The organism is Ideonella livida (assembly GCF_010499455.1).
Lineage (GTDB): Bacteria > Pseudomonadota > Gammaproteobacteria > Burkholderiales > Burkholderiaceae_C > Ideonella > Ideonella livida.
In genome coordinates this window covers 29,597-43,982 of the sequence record NZ_JAAGOH010000026.1, presented here as the reverse complement: position 1 = coordinate 43,982, position 14,386 = coordinate 29,597, and the positions used below count along the sequence as shown (strand labels likewise).

Annotated in this window: 11 protein-coding genes and 1 pseudogene; 6 read left to right on the top strand and 6 right to left on the bottom strand. The window is 71.2% G+C overall.

Annotation, left to right across the window (positions count from 1 at the left end):
• Positions 1-81: 81 nt before the first annotated feature.
• Genes xseB through G3A44_RS17680 form a run of 4 tightly spaced genes read right to left on the bottom strand, consistent with a single transcriptional unit; the run spans position 82 to position 3,031 of the window.
• Positions 82-312, bottom strand: a complete 231-nt coding sequence (xseB, locus tag G3A44_RS17695; RefSeq protein WP_163459081.1) for an exodeoxyribonuclease VII small subunit — start codon at positions 310-312, stop codon at positions 82-84.
• Complete coding sequence (xseA, locus tag G3A44_RS17690) at positions 309-2,087, bottom strand: exodeoxyribonuclease VII large subunit (RefSeq protein ID WP_163459080.1); 1,779 nt, start codon at positions 2,085-2,087, stop codon at positions 309-311. Before xseA ends, xseB begins: the two co-directional genes overlap by 4 nt.
• A 25-nt stretch (positions 2,088-2,112) precedes the next feature.
• Complete coding sequence (locus G3A44_RS17685) at positions 2,113-2,448, bottom strand: hypothetical protein (protein WP_163459079.1); 336 nt, start codon at positions 2,446-2,448, stop codon at positions 2,113-2,115.
• Positions 2,449-2,491: 43 nt separating this feature from the next.
• Positions 2,492-3,031 carry a porin family protein gene (locus G3A44_RS17680; protein WP_163459078.1) on the bottom strand — a complete coding sequence of 180 codons (540 nt, stop codon included), beginning with the start codon at positions 3,029-3,031 and terminating at the stop codon, positions 2,492-2,494.
• Between the two features lie 217 nt (positions 3,032-3,248).
• Between G3A44_RS17680 and infA the strand changes: the two genes are divergently transcribed.
• Positions 3,249-3,512, top strand: a complete 264-nt coding sequence (infA, locus tag G3A44_RS17675) for a translation initiation factor IF-1 (RefSeq protein WP_163459077.1) — start codon at positions 3,249-3,251, stop codon at positions 3,510-3,512.
• Between the two features lie 39 nt (positions 3,513-3,551).
• Here the strand turns inward: infA and asd are convergent, their stop codons facing one another.
• Positions 3,552-4,388, bottom strand: a complete 837-nt coding sequence (gene asd / locus G3A44_RS17670; RefSeq protein ID WP_310734404.1) for an archaetidylserine decarboxylase — start codon at positions 4,386-4,388, stop codon at positions 3,552-3,554.
• A 144-nt stretch (positions 4,389-4,532) separates the two neighbouring features.
• On the opposite strand from asd, the gene G3A44_RS17665 reads away from it, so the two are divergent.
• The 4 genes and pseudogenes from G3A44_RS17665 to G3A44_RS17650 form a co-directional block, all read left to right on the top strand.
• Positions 4,533-6,968, top strand: coding sequence for a penicillin acylase family protein (locus tag G3A44_RS17665; protein WP_163459076.1), 2,436 nt, complete (start codon positions 4,533-4,535; stop codon positions 6,966-6,968).
• A 48-nt stretch (positions 6,969-7,016) separates the two neighbouring features.
• Entirely contained in the window at positions 7,017-10,100 is a 3,084-nt protein-coding gene (locus tag G3A44_RS17660; RefSeq protein WP_163459075.1) for a PAS domain S-box protein, read from the top strand.
• A gap of 110 nt (positions 10,101-10,210) precedes the next feature.
• Entirely contained in the window at positions 10,211-11,248 is a 1,038-nt protein-coding gene (locus G3A44_RS17655; protein ID WP_163459074.1) for an alpha/beta hydrolase, read from the top strand.
• A gap of 171 nt (positions 11,249-11,419) precedes the next feature.
• A pseudogene (locus tag G3A44_RS17650) lies at positions 11,420-12,427 on the top strand (thymidine phosphorylase); the annotation flags it as partial.
• A gap of 11 nt (positions 12,428-12,438) precedes the next feature.
• Here the strand turns inward: G3A44_RS17650 and G3A44_RS17645 are convergent.
• The gene (locus tag G3A44_RS17645) at positions 12,439-12,744 is read right to left on the bottom strand and encodes an H-type lectin domain-containing protein (protein ID WP_163459073.1); all 306 of its coding nucleotides are present in this window, start codon (positions 12,742-12,744) and stop codon (positions 12,439-12,441) included.
• A 539-nt stretch (positions 12,745-13,283) separates the two neighbouring features.
• On the opposite strand from G3A44_RS17645, the gene hppD reads away from it, so the two are divergent.
• On the top strand, positions 13,284-14,360 hold the full coding sequence (gene hppD, locus G3A44_RS17640) for a 4-hydroxyphenylpyruvate dioxygenase (RefSeq protein ID WP_163459072.1): 1,077 nt from the start codon (positions 13,284-13,286) through the stop codon (positions 14,358-14,360).
• Positions 14,361-14,386: the final 26 nt, after the last annotated feature.

Here is a 14,386-nt window from a genome sequence, read left to right as displayed (position 1 = left end):
ACAAGCCGGCCCCAGGGCAGGCTTTTTCATGTCCGGACCGGGAGAGGCGCAGTCCGCCTGCCCTGCCCGGCCGGCCAGGTCTCAGCCCGGCTCGCCGTCGTCGCGGTGGCCGGTCTCCAGGCCCGCCTCACCCAAGGCCCTGTCCAGCGCCTTCTCCACCGCCTCGATGCGGGCCTGACAGGTTTGGTAGGCGGCCACCGACTCGGTGACGATGCGCAGCAGGTCGTCGATGTTGGGCTCGCGCTGGCTGCGCAAGGTTTCGGCATGCTGCTGCAGCACGGCGTAGGCGTCCTTGAAGGTCTTGGGGTTCATGGCGTGTCCTGTGGGCCGGTGGCCGGGCGGCGCACCCGCCGCGGCTTGGATGTAGTGGAGGGTGCCGCCGTGGACGCGCCCGCCAGGGAGGGCGCCGCCATCGGCCCGGTGATGGTCGCAGGCACGCCCCCGTCCTGATACTGCAGGAGCACGGTCCGATCCGGTGTCAGTTCAGCCGCCCGGGTCAACACCTGACCAGAGGCGGCGTCGCGCACCACGGCAAAACCTCGGGCCAGGGTGCGCTCCGGCCCTTGGCCTGTCACCTCGCGCAACAGGGCCTGGGTGTGCTGTCGGGCCTGGATCAACTGCTCACGCGCGGCCTCCCGCACCTGTGCCAGCGCCTGCGGCACCCGCTCACGCGCCTGCCGGCACTGCGCCACGGCCTGCCAGCCCACCTCGTCACGGCGCTGCCGGCTGGTGGCACGGGCCTGCATCACCTGGGCCTGAGCGCCTGCGCGGACCGACTGCATCAGGGCCGGGACCTGCTGACGGGCCTGCACCAGTTGCAGCCCCGCCTGCCATTGCAAGCCCTGCCACTGCTGTCGGGACCCCTGGCGGGCGCCGTCCAGCCGCCGGCGCGCGAGCAGGGCCACCGCCTGCATCGCAGCGCGGACCTCCTGGACACGCAGCCGTATCTGTTGGACCATGCCCAGCACCACCTTGGACGGGGTGTCAAAGGCAAGATGCGCCACCTCATCGAGCACGCAGCGGTCCCGTTCATGGCCGATGCCGGTGAACACCGGCACCGGCAGCTGGCAGAGGCAACGTGCGAGCGCCAGGTCGTTCAGCCAAGCCAGGTCATTGACGGCACCGCCGCCCCGGATCAGCGCGATCGCATCCCAAAGCGGCGCACCGTCCTGCGTGCGCCGCCGCAGGGCGTCTTCCAGGACCGCCACGATCTCCGCCGCGGCGCCTTCGCCCTGGAAGCGGCTGTGCACATAGTCGAAGTGGCAGACACCGGCGGCAGCCAGTCGGTCGGCCTCGGCCCGGAAGTCGCCCAGACCTGCTGCCCCTTCGGGGGCCACCACCAGCACCTTCGTGAAGTCCCAGGGAGGGGCAAGGCGTCGCTGGGCGTCCCACAAGCCCTCACGCTGAAGCTGCTGGCGGATCTCGCGCTTGCGGGCTTCCAAATCACCCAGGCTGTAGTCGGGATCCAGGTCTTCGATGACCAGACTCAGGCCATAGAGGCCGTGCACCTGCGGACGGGCCCGCACCAGCAGCTTCAGCCCAGCGCCCATGACCATGCCGGTGGCCTGCTCGAAGCGCGGCAACAGGCGCTGTGCGGTGTCGGCCCAAACCATGCCCCGCGCCTGGGCCAGGACCTGGCCCTGCGGATCGCGTTCGGCCAACTCCAGGTACACATGTCCGCGCCGCACATCCGCCTTGACCACCTCCACCCGTGTCCAGGCCGCCTGCCGGAACGACTGCGCCACGCTGGCGGCCACCGCGGCCATCAAGGCCGAGAGGGATTGACCGCGATGGGCCTCGAGCGCACCGGATGAACGCTCTGGCGCGGACACATCCCGCCCCGCGGAGGGGGCCGGCGCTGCTGTGGCGTCCCAGGGCGCCGCCGGTTCTGCCCCCACCAGTGCCATGCTAGCCGCCGCCGGCTCCCTCGGAGGCGCGCCAGCCACGGCGGGCAACCAGGCGCTGAAGGCGGCCAGGTCACGCCCGGCCGGCACATACCACTGCCGACGCACCGGGTCCCAGCGGGCCCCCAGTGCCTTGACGCGTTCGCGGTCCTTGTACGGGGCGTGCAGGTAGGTGGCGCTCATGGCCTGACGATTTCCCTGTGTCAGCTCAAGGCTGCCGGTCGTCCGGCGGCAGCGACGCGTCGACGGCCGCGGAGGGCGGCAGCAGCAGGACCTCCTGGCGGCCACCCACGCAGCCGGTCTCAGCCGCCGCGACGGCACTGGCCGAGCAGTTCGGCACGGGGATGAAGCGCGGCCAATGGGCGCGTCCCGGCTGCCACAGCAGCAAGCCCCAGAGACCAGCCACCGTGGCCACCGTCACCCCCAAGATCACCAGGCGCTGGCGCCGGCTGCGGCCCGGCGGCGGCTCCACCGTGGCCAGCCATTCCGGCGTGGCGCCGGCGTCGGCCGGCGGAAAATCCTTCTCAGGGCGTGGCGGGTTCACGGCAGGTCGGCTGGGGGATGAGGCAAGCGCGAGGGCCTTGGGCTCAGAACAGCCAGCTGCCGCTCACCCCCAGCAGGTTGACCTCACTGCGCCAGTAGCGCCGCAGCTCCAGGCCCAGGCGCAGGTCACGGCGCAATTGACCGCTGATGCCCACCCCGGGGCTCAGCTCCCACAGGCTGTCGCCTGAAATGGTGCTGTCGCTGCCGTCGCGCTGGGTGGTCCCCACACCCAGGCGGGCGTCCAGGCGGACGCTGGGATTGGGCTTGTAGTGGTAGGCCAGCGCGGCACCGGTGTGAGAGGAGAAAACACGCCGGGCCGGCCCGGTCTGGTCGTCAAACCAGCTGCCGACGTCCAGCACACGCACATGGTTGATTTCCACGGCCAGCTCGCGACGCAGGGGCAGGCCCAAGGTGAGCTCAGCACTCAGCGAGGCGTCACTCATGCCACTGGCGCGCACCCGGCCGACACCGGCCTTGAGGTAGAAATCTTCTGCCTGGGCAGAGCCGGCAGCGCCCAGGCCAAGGGCCAGGGTGATGGAGGAAATCAAGGCCGGCAGGGCGCGGCCGCAAGAAGGGAAAGCCATGCCCGGATTGTGCCCGACGCCGCTACAATTCACGGTTTTGCATCATGCCGCCGGTGCGGGTGCCGAATCAGCATGGCCTCCGCGTCGTCGCGCCAGACTCCGTCCTTCGATGGAGCCTGGCGTGCAAGATGACGGCATGGCCCCGCGGCTGCACCGAGGCGCCAATCCCATCCCTGGCCAGCCGCTCCTGATCCTCTCAGCACCTGGAGTTGTCTCCTTGGCCAAGGAAGAACTGATTGAAATGCGTGGCGTCGTGGACGAAGTGCTCCCCGACTCCCGGTTCCGTGTGACCCTCGAAAACGGTCACGTGCTGGTGGCCTACACCGCCGGCAAGATGAAGAAGAACCACATCCGCATCCTCGCCGGCGACGCCGTGTCTCTCGAGCTGTCGCCCTATGACCTGAGCAAAGGGCGGATCACGTTCCGCCACATCGACCGGTCCGCGCAACCCCCCATGGGTGGCGGCCCCCGCCGACGCTGAGAGCCCTGCAGGCCCGCCACGCGGCCTGCGGCGCGGCCCTCACTGGGCCATCAGTTCGCCCATGCGGATGGCGCGACCCGGCTCCCAGCTGGCATTCAGGCGCATGTCGGCCTGCGGGAAAAGCATCACCACGGTGGAGCCCAGCAGGAATCGGCCCATCTCCGCGCCCTGCGCCAGCAGCGGCCCGTCGGCATAGTCCCAAATGCGGGGCCCGCCCGGGCGCGGCGGGTTGACCACCCCGTGCCAGACCGTGGCCATGCTGCCCACGATGGTCGCGCCCACCAGCACCATCACGAACGGGCCACGCTCCCCATCGAAGACGCAGACCACGCGCTCATTGCGCGCGAAAAGACCAGGCACGCCGCGTGCCGTGGTCGGGTTGACCGAGAACAGCTCGCCGGGCACGTGCACCATCTGCCGCAGCCGGCCCGCACAGGGCATGTGGATGCGGTGGTAGTCGCGCGGGCTCAGGTAGAGCGTGGCGAAGTGACCCTCCCGGAACTGGCTGGCCAGCACGGCATCCCCCCCTACCAGGGCGGTGGCCGAGTAGGCATGCCCCTTGGCCTGGAAGATCTGGCCGTCCTGGATGCGGCCGCATTGGCTGACCGCCCCGTCGACCGGCGACACCCACCGTGCCCGCGCCAGCGGCCGGGCGCCGGGCCGGAGTTCCCGGGTGAAAAATTCGTTGAAGGTGGGGTAGGCGGCCGGGTCCGGACGCGCCGCCTCGGCCATATTCACGCCGTAGCGGCGGATGAAGGCGCGGATCAGCGCCGTGGTCAAGGGCCCCGCGCGGCATCCGGCCAGCTGGCCTGCCATGCGGGTGAGGGCCAGCTTGGGCAGCAGGTACTGGGGAAGAACAGCCAGTCGGTCTCGCACGGCAGCAGATGTGGTTCAGGAAAGGGGCCCCGAGTGTACGCGGCCCCTGTGGCGATCCTCCCTCTGGTGGCTCCGGTGGCCGAGCCGGGCGGCCCATGTTGAAATGGCACCACACCCACCCCTCCCCTCTGCCCTGCCCCCCCCATGCGCCGCACCCTCAAGCTCATCGCCTGGTCCCTGGGCGGCGGACTGCTACTGGTCCTCATGACCCTCACCCTGTACCTCCAGGGCAAACGGCCGCAGCGTGACGGGGAGCTGGAGCTGCCGGGGCTGCAAGCGGCGGTGCAGGTGCGCTATGACGAACTGGGCGTGCCGCATCTCCAGGCCCGTCATGAGGCCGACCTGTACCGCGCCCTGGGCTATGTGCACGCCCAGGACCGCTGGTTCCAGATGGAGATGCAGCGCCGCCTGGCCCGTGGTGAGCTGGCGGAGGTCCTGGGCCCCAAGCTGCTGGACACCGACAAGCTGTTCCGCACCTTGCGCCTGCGCGAGCATGCCGACCGCATGGCCGCACGCCTGGACCCGGCCAGCCCGGCCGGCACCGCCTTGCAGGCCTATCTGGACGGGGTCAACCACTGCGTGGCGCATTGCCCGCTGCCCCTGGAATTTGACCTGCTGGGCCTGCCGCGGCGCCCTTTCACCGCGGCCGACTCCTACAGCGTGATCGCCTACCTGGCCTTCAGCTTTGCCAACGCCTTGCGCACCGACCCGGCCCTCACCTTCATCCGCGATCACCTGGGCGAGCGGCACTTGGCGCCCTTCCTGCCGCCAGAGGATCCGCTGGGCGCCCTGGGACGCCCCCAGGCCCGGCGGGGCGCCGCCCAGCCCGTGCTGGCCCGCCCCGCGCTGCCAGCGGCCGACCACCCGGCCCTGGCGCGCCTGGGCGAACTGGTGGAGCAGGCCAGTGCCCTGTCGGGGGTGGGCCTGTTCGAGGGCAGCAATGCCTGGGTGGTGGGCGGCAGCCGGACCCGCAGCGGCAAGCCGCTGCTGGCGGGTGACCCCCACATCGGTTTCTCGGTGCCCGCCGTCTGGTACGAGGCCCATCTGCAGGCCCCCGGCTTTGAGCTCTACGGCCACTTCGCCGCCCTGCTGCCCATGGCGCTGCTGGGCCACAACACCGACCAGGCCTGGAGCCTGACGATGTTCCAGAACGACGACATGGACCTGGTGCTGGAGGAGACCGACCCGGCCCGGCCAGGGTGGCTGCGCCACCCGGACGGCTGGCGCCCGACCGAGGAGAGCACCAGCCGGATCCTGGTCAAGGGGGCGCCGGCAGTGGACCTGGTGCTGCGCCGTGGCCCCCATGGCCCGCTGGTGGAATCCGCCCTGCCGCCCGGCACGGCGCCCAGCCGGCCCGTGGCGCTGCGCTGGACTCTGCTGGAGACCGACAACCCGGTGCTGGAGGCCTTCTACCGGCTCAACCGGGCCAGTACCCTGCAGGAGGCCCGCGAGGCGGCGCAAGGGGTGCACGCTCCGGGGCTGAACATCCTCTGGGCGCACGCCCGCGGGGACATCGGCTGGTGGGCGGCCGCGAAGTTGCCCCAGCGGCCGGCCGGCATGCGGCCCAGCCTGATGCTGGACGCCGCGCGGGGAGAAGCCCGCACACTGGGGTGGCTGCCCTTCAGCGACAACCCGCAAGAGGAGAACCCGGCACGGGGCTACATCGTCTCGGCCAACCATGCGCCGGCCAGCCCTTGGCCTTTGCCCGGCTACTACGCCGGGCCGCACCGCGTGCGCCACCTGGATGCCGCCCTGGCGACGCCGGGCAGGGTCTGGGACGCCCAGGCGGCTCGGGAACTGCAACTGGCCGACGGCAACGGCTACGCCCCGGAGTTCATCGCCCGTGCCCTCGCGCTGCTGGAAGCCGCCCCGCTGGAGCCTCAGGAGCGCCGCCTGCTGGAGCAGCTGGGCCGCTGGGATGGCCGCCACGGCGTGGACAGCGTGGAGGCCACCTTGTTCAACCAGTGGTTCCACGAGATTGCCACCAGCCTGTTCCGTGAACCGCTGGGAGAAGCCCAGCTTGGCCTGCTGCTGCGGGCCCGCATCCTGGAGGACGCGCTGCTGCGCGTGCTGGAAGACCCCACCTCGCCGTGGTGGGACCGCCGGGACACCCCGGCCGTGGAACGCCCGGCCGAGCGCCTGAGCCAATCCTGGCGCCAGGCCCTGCGCCACCTGGAAACCACCTTTGGCGCCCAAGCCGAGACCTGGACCTGGGGACGCGCCCACACCTTGACCCACGGCCATCCGCTGGGCCGCCAAGCCCCCTTGGACCGGCTGTTCAACGTCGGCCCGTACGGCGTGCCCGGTGGCCGCGAAACCCCCAACAACTTCTCCTACCCCGTCGGTCCGGCGCCCTGGAAGGTGCAGAACGGCCCCTCCACCCGCCGGGTCATCGAGCTGGGGGACCCAACCGGCGCCTGGGCCAGCAACCCGGTGGGCCAAAGCGGGGTATGGGGCGACCCGCACTACGCCGACCAGGCCCTGGCCCATGCCCAGGGCCGGCAAGCCCGGCGGCACCTGGCCGCGGAGGATGTGCAAGCCCACACCCACCACACCCTGAGCCTGCGGCCGGCACCCTGAAGATCGGGTTCAGGTTCCGCGCTCCCCTCGTCTCCACCCCCAACGCCCATGCCGGATCCCGACGACGAGGTGCCAGCCCACCCACAAAACGGTCCCGAGTCCGAGCCGCTGGCCCGCCCCAGCGCGCCCTCCACCGGGCCCGACGGCCTGCCACCAGAAGCCGGGGAATTGCCGGACACCCCCTCGCGCCTGCAGGCCCGGCATGTGGTGTGGCTCACCGGCCTGCTGCTCATCCTGGTGTGGCTGGCGGTAGCGGCCATGATCCTGTTTGGCCAGCGCAAGGTGGAAGAGAGCGCGCTGTCCCGGGCCGATCTGCATGCCCAGGTGCTGGCCAGTCAGGTGGACCGCCAGCTTGCCGCCGCCGCCGGTCTGATGCGCACCCTGGCCGAAGGTCTGGCCGACCTGTCCAACGAGAGTGGTGTACGCCTACAGCCGCTGCTGGCCGACATCGCCCAGCGTGAACCCCTGATGCGCAGCCTGAGCCTGCTCGATGCCCGGCAGCAGGTGCGCACCAGCACCGACGCCAGGACCGTGGGCCGCCTGGCGCCGCTGGCTGCCTGCGGCCCGCTGCCCCCGCCGTCGGCGGCACCGCGCCTGGGTCCCTTGAGGGCCGGCCTGCTGCTGCCCGACCTGGAACCTCCCAGCCCCCGGCAGCATGAGGCCTATGGCCTGTGCCTGGTGCTGGCGTTGCAGAGCCCCACCGGGGTGCCCAGCGGCTGGCTGGTGGCCGTGCTGGATCCCCGCCACCTGCTGCAGGAGCTCGACAGTCTGATAGCCGACACCGGACTGCAGGTGGCGGTGCTGGGCCAGGACAGCAGCCTGGTGGCCGGTGCACAGCCCCTGTTGCCCGGCCAGGGGCATCCGGAGCTGCCAGCCTTGCAACCCGCCCTGCCATCGGCCCCCCCCGGGGGGCCGCGCACTGCCCTGGGGCAGGGCCTGCACGGCACCGAGCAGCTCTCGGCCTGGCGGCCGGTGCCGGGCTGGTCCCTGGGGGTGCTGGTAGAGCACCCGCTGCAAGACGTGTTGCGCGAGAGCCGCGGCACCACCCGCAGCCTGGTCCTGGCTGGCCTGGTGCTGAGCTTGCTGGTGCTGCCCACCGGCGCCGCCCTCTGGCGCAGCCTGCGGCGCGACGAGGACAGCCAGCGCCGCCTGCGGGTCATGCGGGCCGGGGCCCGCCTGCTGGAGGCCCGGCGCCGCGCCATCCTCGAGGCGTCGATGGACGGCATCCTGACCTTCGATGCCGCCGGCACGGTGGTGGACTTCAACCCCGCGGCCGAACTCATCTTCGGCCGCGAGCGCACCGAGGTCATCGGGCAGCCGGTGTTCCACCTGTTGCCGCATCGCGCGCGTGCCCGGGTCATGGCCAGCCTGAGCGACTACCTCAGTGGTCGTGCCGGCGGCGTGGTCAACCAGCGCGTGGAAATGGACGGCCTGGACGCCCGGGGCCGCATCTTTCCGCTGGAGCTCACCGTGGTGCCGGTGCGCGCCCGGTCACAGCTGTTCTTCACCGCCACCCTGCGCGACATCACCGCCCGACGCGAGGAGGAGGCCGAGCGGGCCGCCCTGCTGGAGCGCACCCAGGCCCTGGCCACCGACCTGGAGCGCCAGAAGCTGGCGCTGGATGCCCACGCCATCGTCAGCATCACCGACCCCTTCGGGCGCATCCTCTATGCCAACGCCAAGCTGGCCGAGCTCTCGGGCTACAGCCCGACCGAGCTCCTCGGCCGCAAGCACAACCTGCTCAAGAGCGGCGAGCATCCCGACACCGTCTACCGACAGCTCTGGCGCACCATCACCCAGGGCAGCATCTGGCATGGCGAACTGGTCAACCGCCGCAAGGACGGCGAGCGCTACTGGGTGGCCGGCACCATCGTGCCGGTGCCGGGAGATGACGGGCTGCCGCGCCAGTACATCAGCATCCAGACCGACATCTCCGCCCTGCGGCGGGCCGAGCTGGCGCTGGCCCAGGCACGCGAGCGCGAGGTGCAGATCGGGGCGCGCATCCAGCAATCGCTGCTGGTGACGCCACCGCCGGCGGCAGACCGACCGCTGTGGCTGAGCGTGAGCAACCAGGCCTCGCAGGGCGTTGACGGTGACTTCGTCGAATTCTTCGAGCTGGGGCCCAACTGCGTGGACATCGTGGTGGGCGACGTGATGGGCAAGGGTCTGGCCGCCGCGCTGATGGGGGCGGCCACCAAGCTGCAGTTCAGCCGCTCCATGGCCGAGCTGGTCTCGCGCTACCAGGGGGCCCGCCCCGAGCCGGCGGCTATCCTGGCGGCGGTGCATGGAGCGCTCACCCCCCACCTGCAGGCACTGGACGCCTTTGTCACCGTCTGCCATGTGCGGCTGGACAGCCGCCTGGGCCGGCTGAGCTGGGTGGGCTGCGGCCATGAGGAGCCGCTGTTGCTGCAGCATGGCCAGGGCCTGGTCCACCTGCACAACCAGCACCCGCCGCTGGGCGTGATGGCCGAGGCCACCTTCACCCAGGACAGCCTGCACTGGCGACCCGGCGACGCGCTGTTCCTGTGTTCGGACGGCGTGGCGGATGCCCAGCGCGCCGACGGTGCCCGGGTGGGCCGTGAGCGCGTGGCGCAGGCCTTTGCCGCACTGGCGCGGCGCCATGCCGCGCCCGCGGCCATCCTCAGCCGCCTGAGGCAAGAACTGCTGGACGCCAGCGTGCAGGTCAACGACGACCTCACCCTGGTGATGGCCCTGCACCCGCGGTCCGCGCCCGCCGAGCGGCGGCTGGAGCTGGCACCGGTGCTGGGGGCCCTGGAAGGCCTGCGCCGCGCGGTGCAGGCCGACGCCAGGGCCGCGGGACTGGACGAGGCCGGCGCCGGCCTGCTGACCGTGGCCAGCGTGGAAGGCTTCACCAACGTCATCCGCCATGCGGTCAACCGTCCGCCCGACGCCCCCATCGAGCTGTTCACCCGTGCCCGGGATGGCGGCCTGGAAGTGGATCTGGTCTCGCTGGGCGAGGCCTTCTCCCCGGCGCCACCCCGATCGCCGCACACCGACTTCAGTGCGTTTCCGGAAGGCGGCTTCGGGCTGAACATCATCCGCCAGGCCTGCGACCGGGTGCAGTACCTGCACGAGGCCGGCGTGAACACCCTTCGCCTGTTCCGGCGCTGAACCCGCCTGCGCGCCGTCCTGCGTTACCCTCTGCCGCCTGGGCCACTACCATGCGCCCCGGGCCTGCTGGGCCCGTGGGGCCGGAGGCCCCATGCCGCTGGAGCCCGCACTTGACCTCTTCGCCGCCCCGTCCCCCCCGGCGCCCGCGCCGTCCGTCCTGGCCACCGCAAGTGGGCCGGGCCTTGCGTGCCGGCACGCTGGGCCTGGGGACCACCCTGGCCGCTTGCGGCGGCGGCAGCAGCCAAGACGCCGCGCCGCCCCCGCCGGTGCAGGCCCCGGCCACCGGGCTCTACATGGCCACCCAGTTCAGCGTGGACCAGCTCACCGAGCACACCGACCTGGTCTATGCCACCCGCGCCAACCCCGATGGCGACCAGTACACCGCCGGCAACCGCCGGGCAGCCGAGACCGGCGCCGAGACCCTGGCGCTGCGACTGGACCTGAGCATGCCCCCCAATGCCGTGGCCGGAAGCCCCCAGCCCCTGGTCATCTGGGTCCACGGCGGCGGCTTCCAGAGCGGCTCCAAGGAGGACTTCCGCGCCGAAATGCGCTCCTACGCCCAGGCCGGCTACGTCGCGGCCAGCATCAACTACCGGCTTACCCCCGACAACGCCCGCAGCCCGGCCCGACGCCTGCAGGCCATCACCCAGGCCAGCGAGGACCTGATGGACGCCATCCGCTTCCTCAAGTCCCGGGCCGGCACCTACCACCTGGATGTGCAGCGCATCGCCACCCTGGGCTCCTCCGCGGGTGGAGGCATGGCCCTGATCAACGCCGTCGAGCCCGACACCTTGGCCGGCACCCAGTCCGGCGTGCCGAGGCAGAGCGCCCGGGTGCGGGCGGCCGTCTCCACCGGGGCCACCCTGGTCGAAGGCAACCTGGACACCGGCAGCCTGCTGCGCGTGGACCCGGACGACACCCCGGTGCTGCTGCTGCATGCCAATCCCACCGACCGGACCACAGGCGCCACCTGGAGCGGCCACTTGCTGCCGACCCAGGCGCGGTTCACCGCAGCCGGCGTGCGCTGCGACGTGGTCGCCCAGCCTGACATGAGCCATGTGGTCGACCTGTCTGTGCAGGGCCCGTGGTGGGAGCCGGTACGGCGTTTCCTCTGGACTGAGCTGGACCTGGCCGCCTTGCCCCGCTGAGGCCGGCCCCGCCTGCCCTGGGCCCGTCTGAAGCCGCGCCTGACCCGGTGCCCGCCCCCGCCCCGGTCGCCCGGGCCGACACCCTGCCCGCGCTGGTGCTGCGCCGCGTGGCCATCGACACTTGGCGGGAAAAAGTGGCCTACCTGCAGCGCCAGGAGCTGATCGACATCAGTGGCCGACATGGCCCAGGCCCGCGACAGCAAGATCGAGCTGGCCGCCTTCGTCGTGGCCACCCAGGGCCAGGACCTGAAGCGCGAAGAGGTGCTCTACCTGACCGAGGGCATGATTGCCGCCGGCCAGCGCCTGGACTGGCAACGCGAGGCACGCGGCGGGCCGGTGGTGGACAAGCACAGCATCGGCGGGCTGCCGGGCAACCGTACCTCCATGCTGGTGGTGCCCATCGTCACCGCGCACGGCCTGCTCTGCCCCAAGACCAGTTCACGGACCATCACCTCGCCCGCCGGCACGGCCGACCCCATGGAAGTGCTCGCCCAGGTGGAGCTGCCGCTGACACGCCTGCCGGAACTTGTGCGGACCACCGGGGGCTGCCTGGCCTGGGGGGGCACCGCCCAAGGGTCTGCTGCCGACGATATCCTGATCTCGGTGGAGCGACCCCTGGCGCTGGACTCGGTGGGCCAGATGGTGGCCTCCATCCTCTCCAAGAAAATCGCCGCCGGCTCCACCCACCTGGTGCTGGACATCCCGGTGGGACCCAGTGCCAAAGTGCGGACCATGCCCGCGGCCCTGCGCCTGCGCAAGCTGTTCGAGTTCGTCGCCGGCCGCCTGGGCCTGCCGCTGGAGGTCATGTTCACCGACGGCAGCCAGCCGGTGGGCCAGGGCATCGGCCCGGTGCTGGAGGCGCGCGACGTGATCGCCGTGCTGCGCCGCGACCCGCTGGCCCCCCGGGGACCTGCGCGAAAAGTCCCTGCAACTGGCCGGAGGCATGATCGAGTTCGACCCCGCGGTGCGCGGGGGTGACGGCTGGCGCATCGCCCGCGACCTCCTGGACAGCGGTCGGGCCCTGACCCAGATGGAAGCCCTGATCGATGCCCAGGGCCGGCGCGCCACACCGCCCCCCTGGGCCCGCTCACCTTTGAAGCCCGCGCCGCCGTGGCAGGCACCGTGCAGCAGGTGGACAACCTGCAACTGGCCCGCATCACCCGCCTCGCCCCCCGCCCGGCCCCCAGGCCTCAGAACCGCGACTCGCCCAGGGCTGTCCACTGCACCACCACCTGGAACAGCTTGGTGGTGTGCCAGGTGTACATCTGCAGGTCAAACCCCTCCTCGCTCACGTTGAGGGCCTGCACCCGCAGGCGCAGGGCTTGGTTGTTGTTGTCGTCCAGACCCACGATGCCCAGCTGCACCAGAGGCGGGCGCCGAAAGGCCGTGGGAAAGGCCACACGCACCGGGGTGGCGTCCTTGGCGTCGAACTCCTGACGCTGCGCCTCGCCAGTCATCACCAAAAGAGGGCCGATGCGTTCCTGCTTGATGCTCAACTTCTGCTCCTTGTCTGCTGAAAGACCCGTGCGCCCCGGGCGGTGAACGCACAGCGCAGCCCCAACGCAAGTGTGGTGCCGGACCGCCGGATCTTGGCCCTGCACGGTAGGGGGGGCCCATGGCGACGGCGTGACAGGCGGGTTAACCCCAGCGGCCGCCGGGCCCCACCCCCCTACCATGACGTCATGACAGCCCCTGTCTATCAACTGGTCATTGGCGACCACTTGGCCCGCAGCACTCGCGGTGTCCCCGGGGCGCCGCCGTCTGCCTTCCGGTGCTGAGCGTCGCGGTCGCGACGCCCTCGGCCCTGTCTGTTCCGTTTCCCCTCCCGGACCCCGCTCCCGCAGCGCCCCCGGCCTGCTACAGGCCGGGGGCGGCCGTGCACGCCTGTCCGCCGCGGCGAGCCTGTGCCCGCGACGCGGCCGGCCTTGTGCTTGGCCGGCAAGGCGGGTCGGCCCCGGAATCCTGCGCGGCGCACCGCCACGGCGGACGCCACGCCTACCGACACACACCTGAAGACATTGGAAGGAGGCCACACATGGCAGATCTGTTTGAGAACCCCATGGGCCTGATGGGCTTTGAGTTCGTGGAATTTGCCTCGCCGACCCCGGGGCTGCTGGAGCCGCTGTTCGAGAAGATGGGATTCACCCTGGTGGCCCGCCACCGCAGCAAGCAGGTGCTGCTGTATCGCCAGGGCGAGATCAATTTCATCGTCAACCACGAGCCCAAGAGCGTGGCCGCTTACTTTGCGGCCGAGCACGGCCCCTCGGCCTGCGGCCTGGCCTTCCGCGTGAAGGACGCGCACCATGCCTACAACCGGGCGCTGGCGCTGGGGGCGCAGCCGGTGGAGATCCCCACCGGACCGATGGAGCTGCGCCTGCCGGCCATCAAGGGCATCGGCGGTGCGCCGCTGTACCTGATCGACCGTTACGAAGACGGCAAAAGCATCTACGACATCGACTTCGAGTTCCTCGATGGCGTGCCGCGCCACCCGGTGGGCCACGGGTTCCGCCTGGTCGACCACCTCACCCACAACGTCTACCGCGGCCGCATGGCCTACTGGGGCGGCTTCTACGAGAGGCTGTTCAACTTCCGGGAGATCCGCTACTTCAACATCCAGGGCGAATACACCGGGCTGACCAGCCGGGCCATGACGGCCCCGGACGGCAAGATCCGCATCCCGCTCAACGAGGAGGCCAAACAGGGCGCCGGACAGATCGAGGAGTTCCTCATGAAGTTCAACGGCGAAGGCATCCAGCACATTGCCCTGCTGACCGACGACCTGCTGGCCAGCGTGGACGCGCTGCAGCTGGCCGGCGTGCCCTTGATGACCGCGCCCAACGACGTCTACTACGAGATGCTGGCCGAACGCCTGCCCGGCCACGGCGAACCGGTGGCCGAGCTGCAGACCCGCGGCATCCTCCTGGACGGCTCCACCGCCGGCGGCGAGAGGCGCCTGCTGCTGCAGATCTTCAGCGAATGCCTGCTGGGCCCGGTGTTCTTCGAGTTCATCCAGCGCAAGGCCGACGAGGGCTTTGGCGAAGGCAACTTCAAGGCCCTGTTCGAGAGCCTGGAGCGCGACCAGATCCGCCGCGGCGCGCTGCAGACGGCCTGAGGTCGCGAGGACCTGCCAGGGCGCAA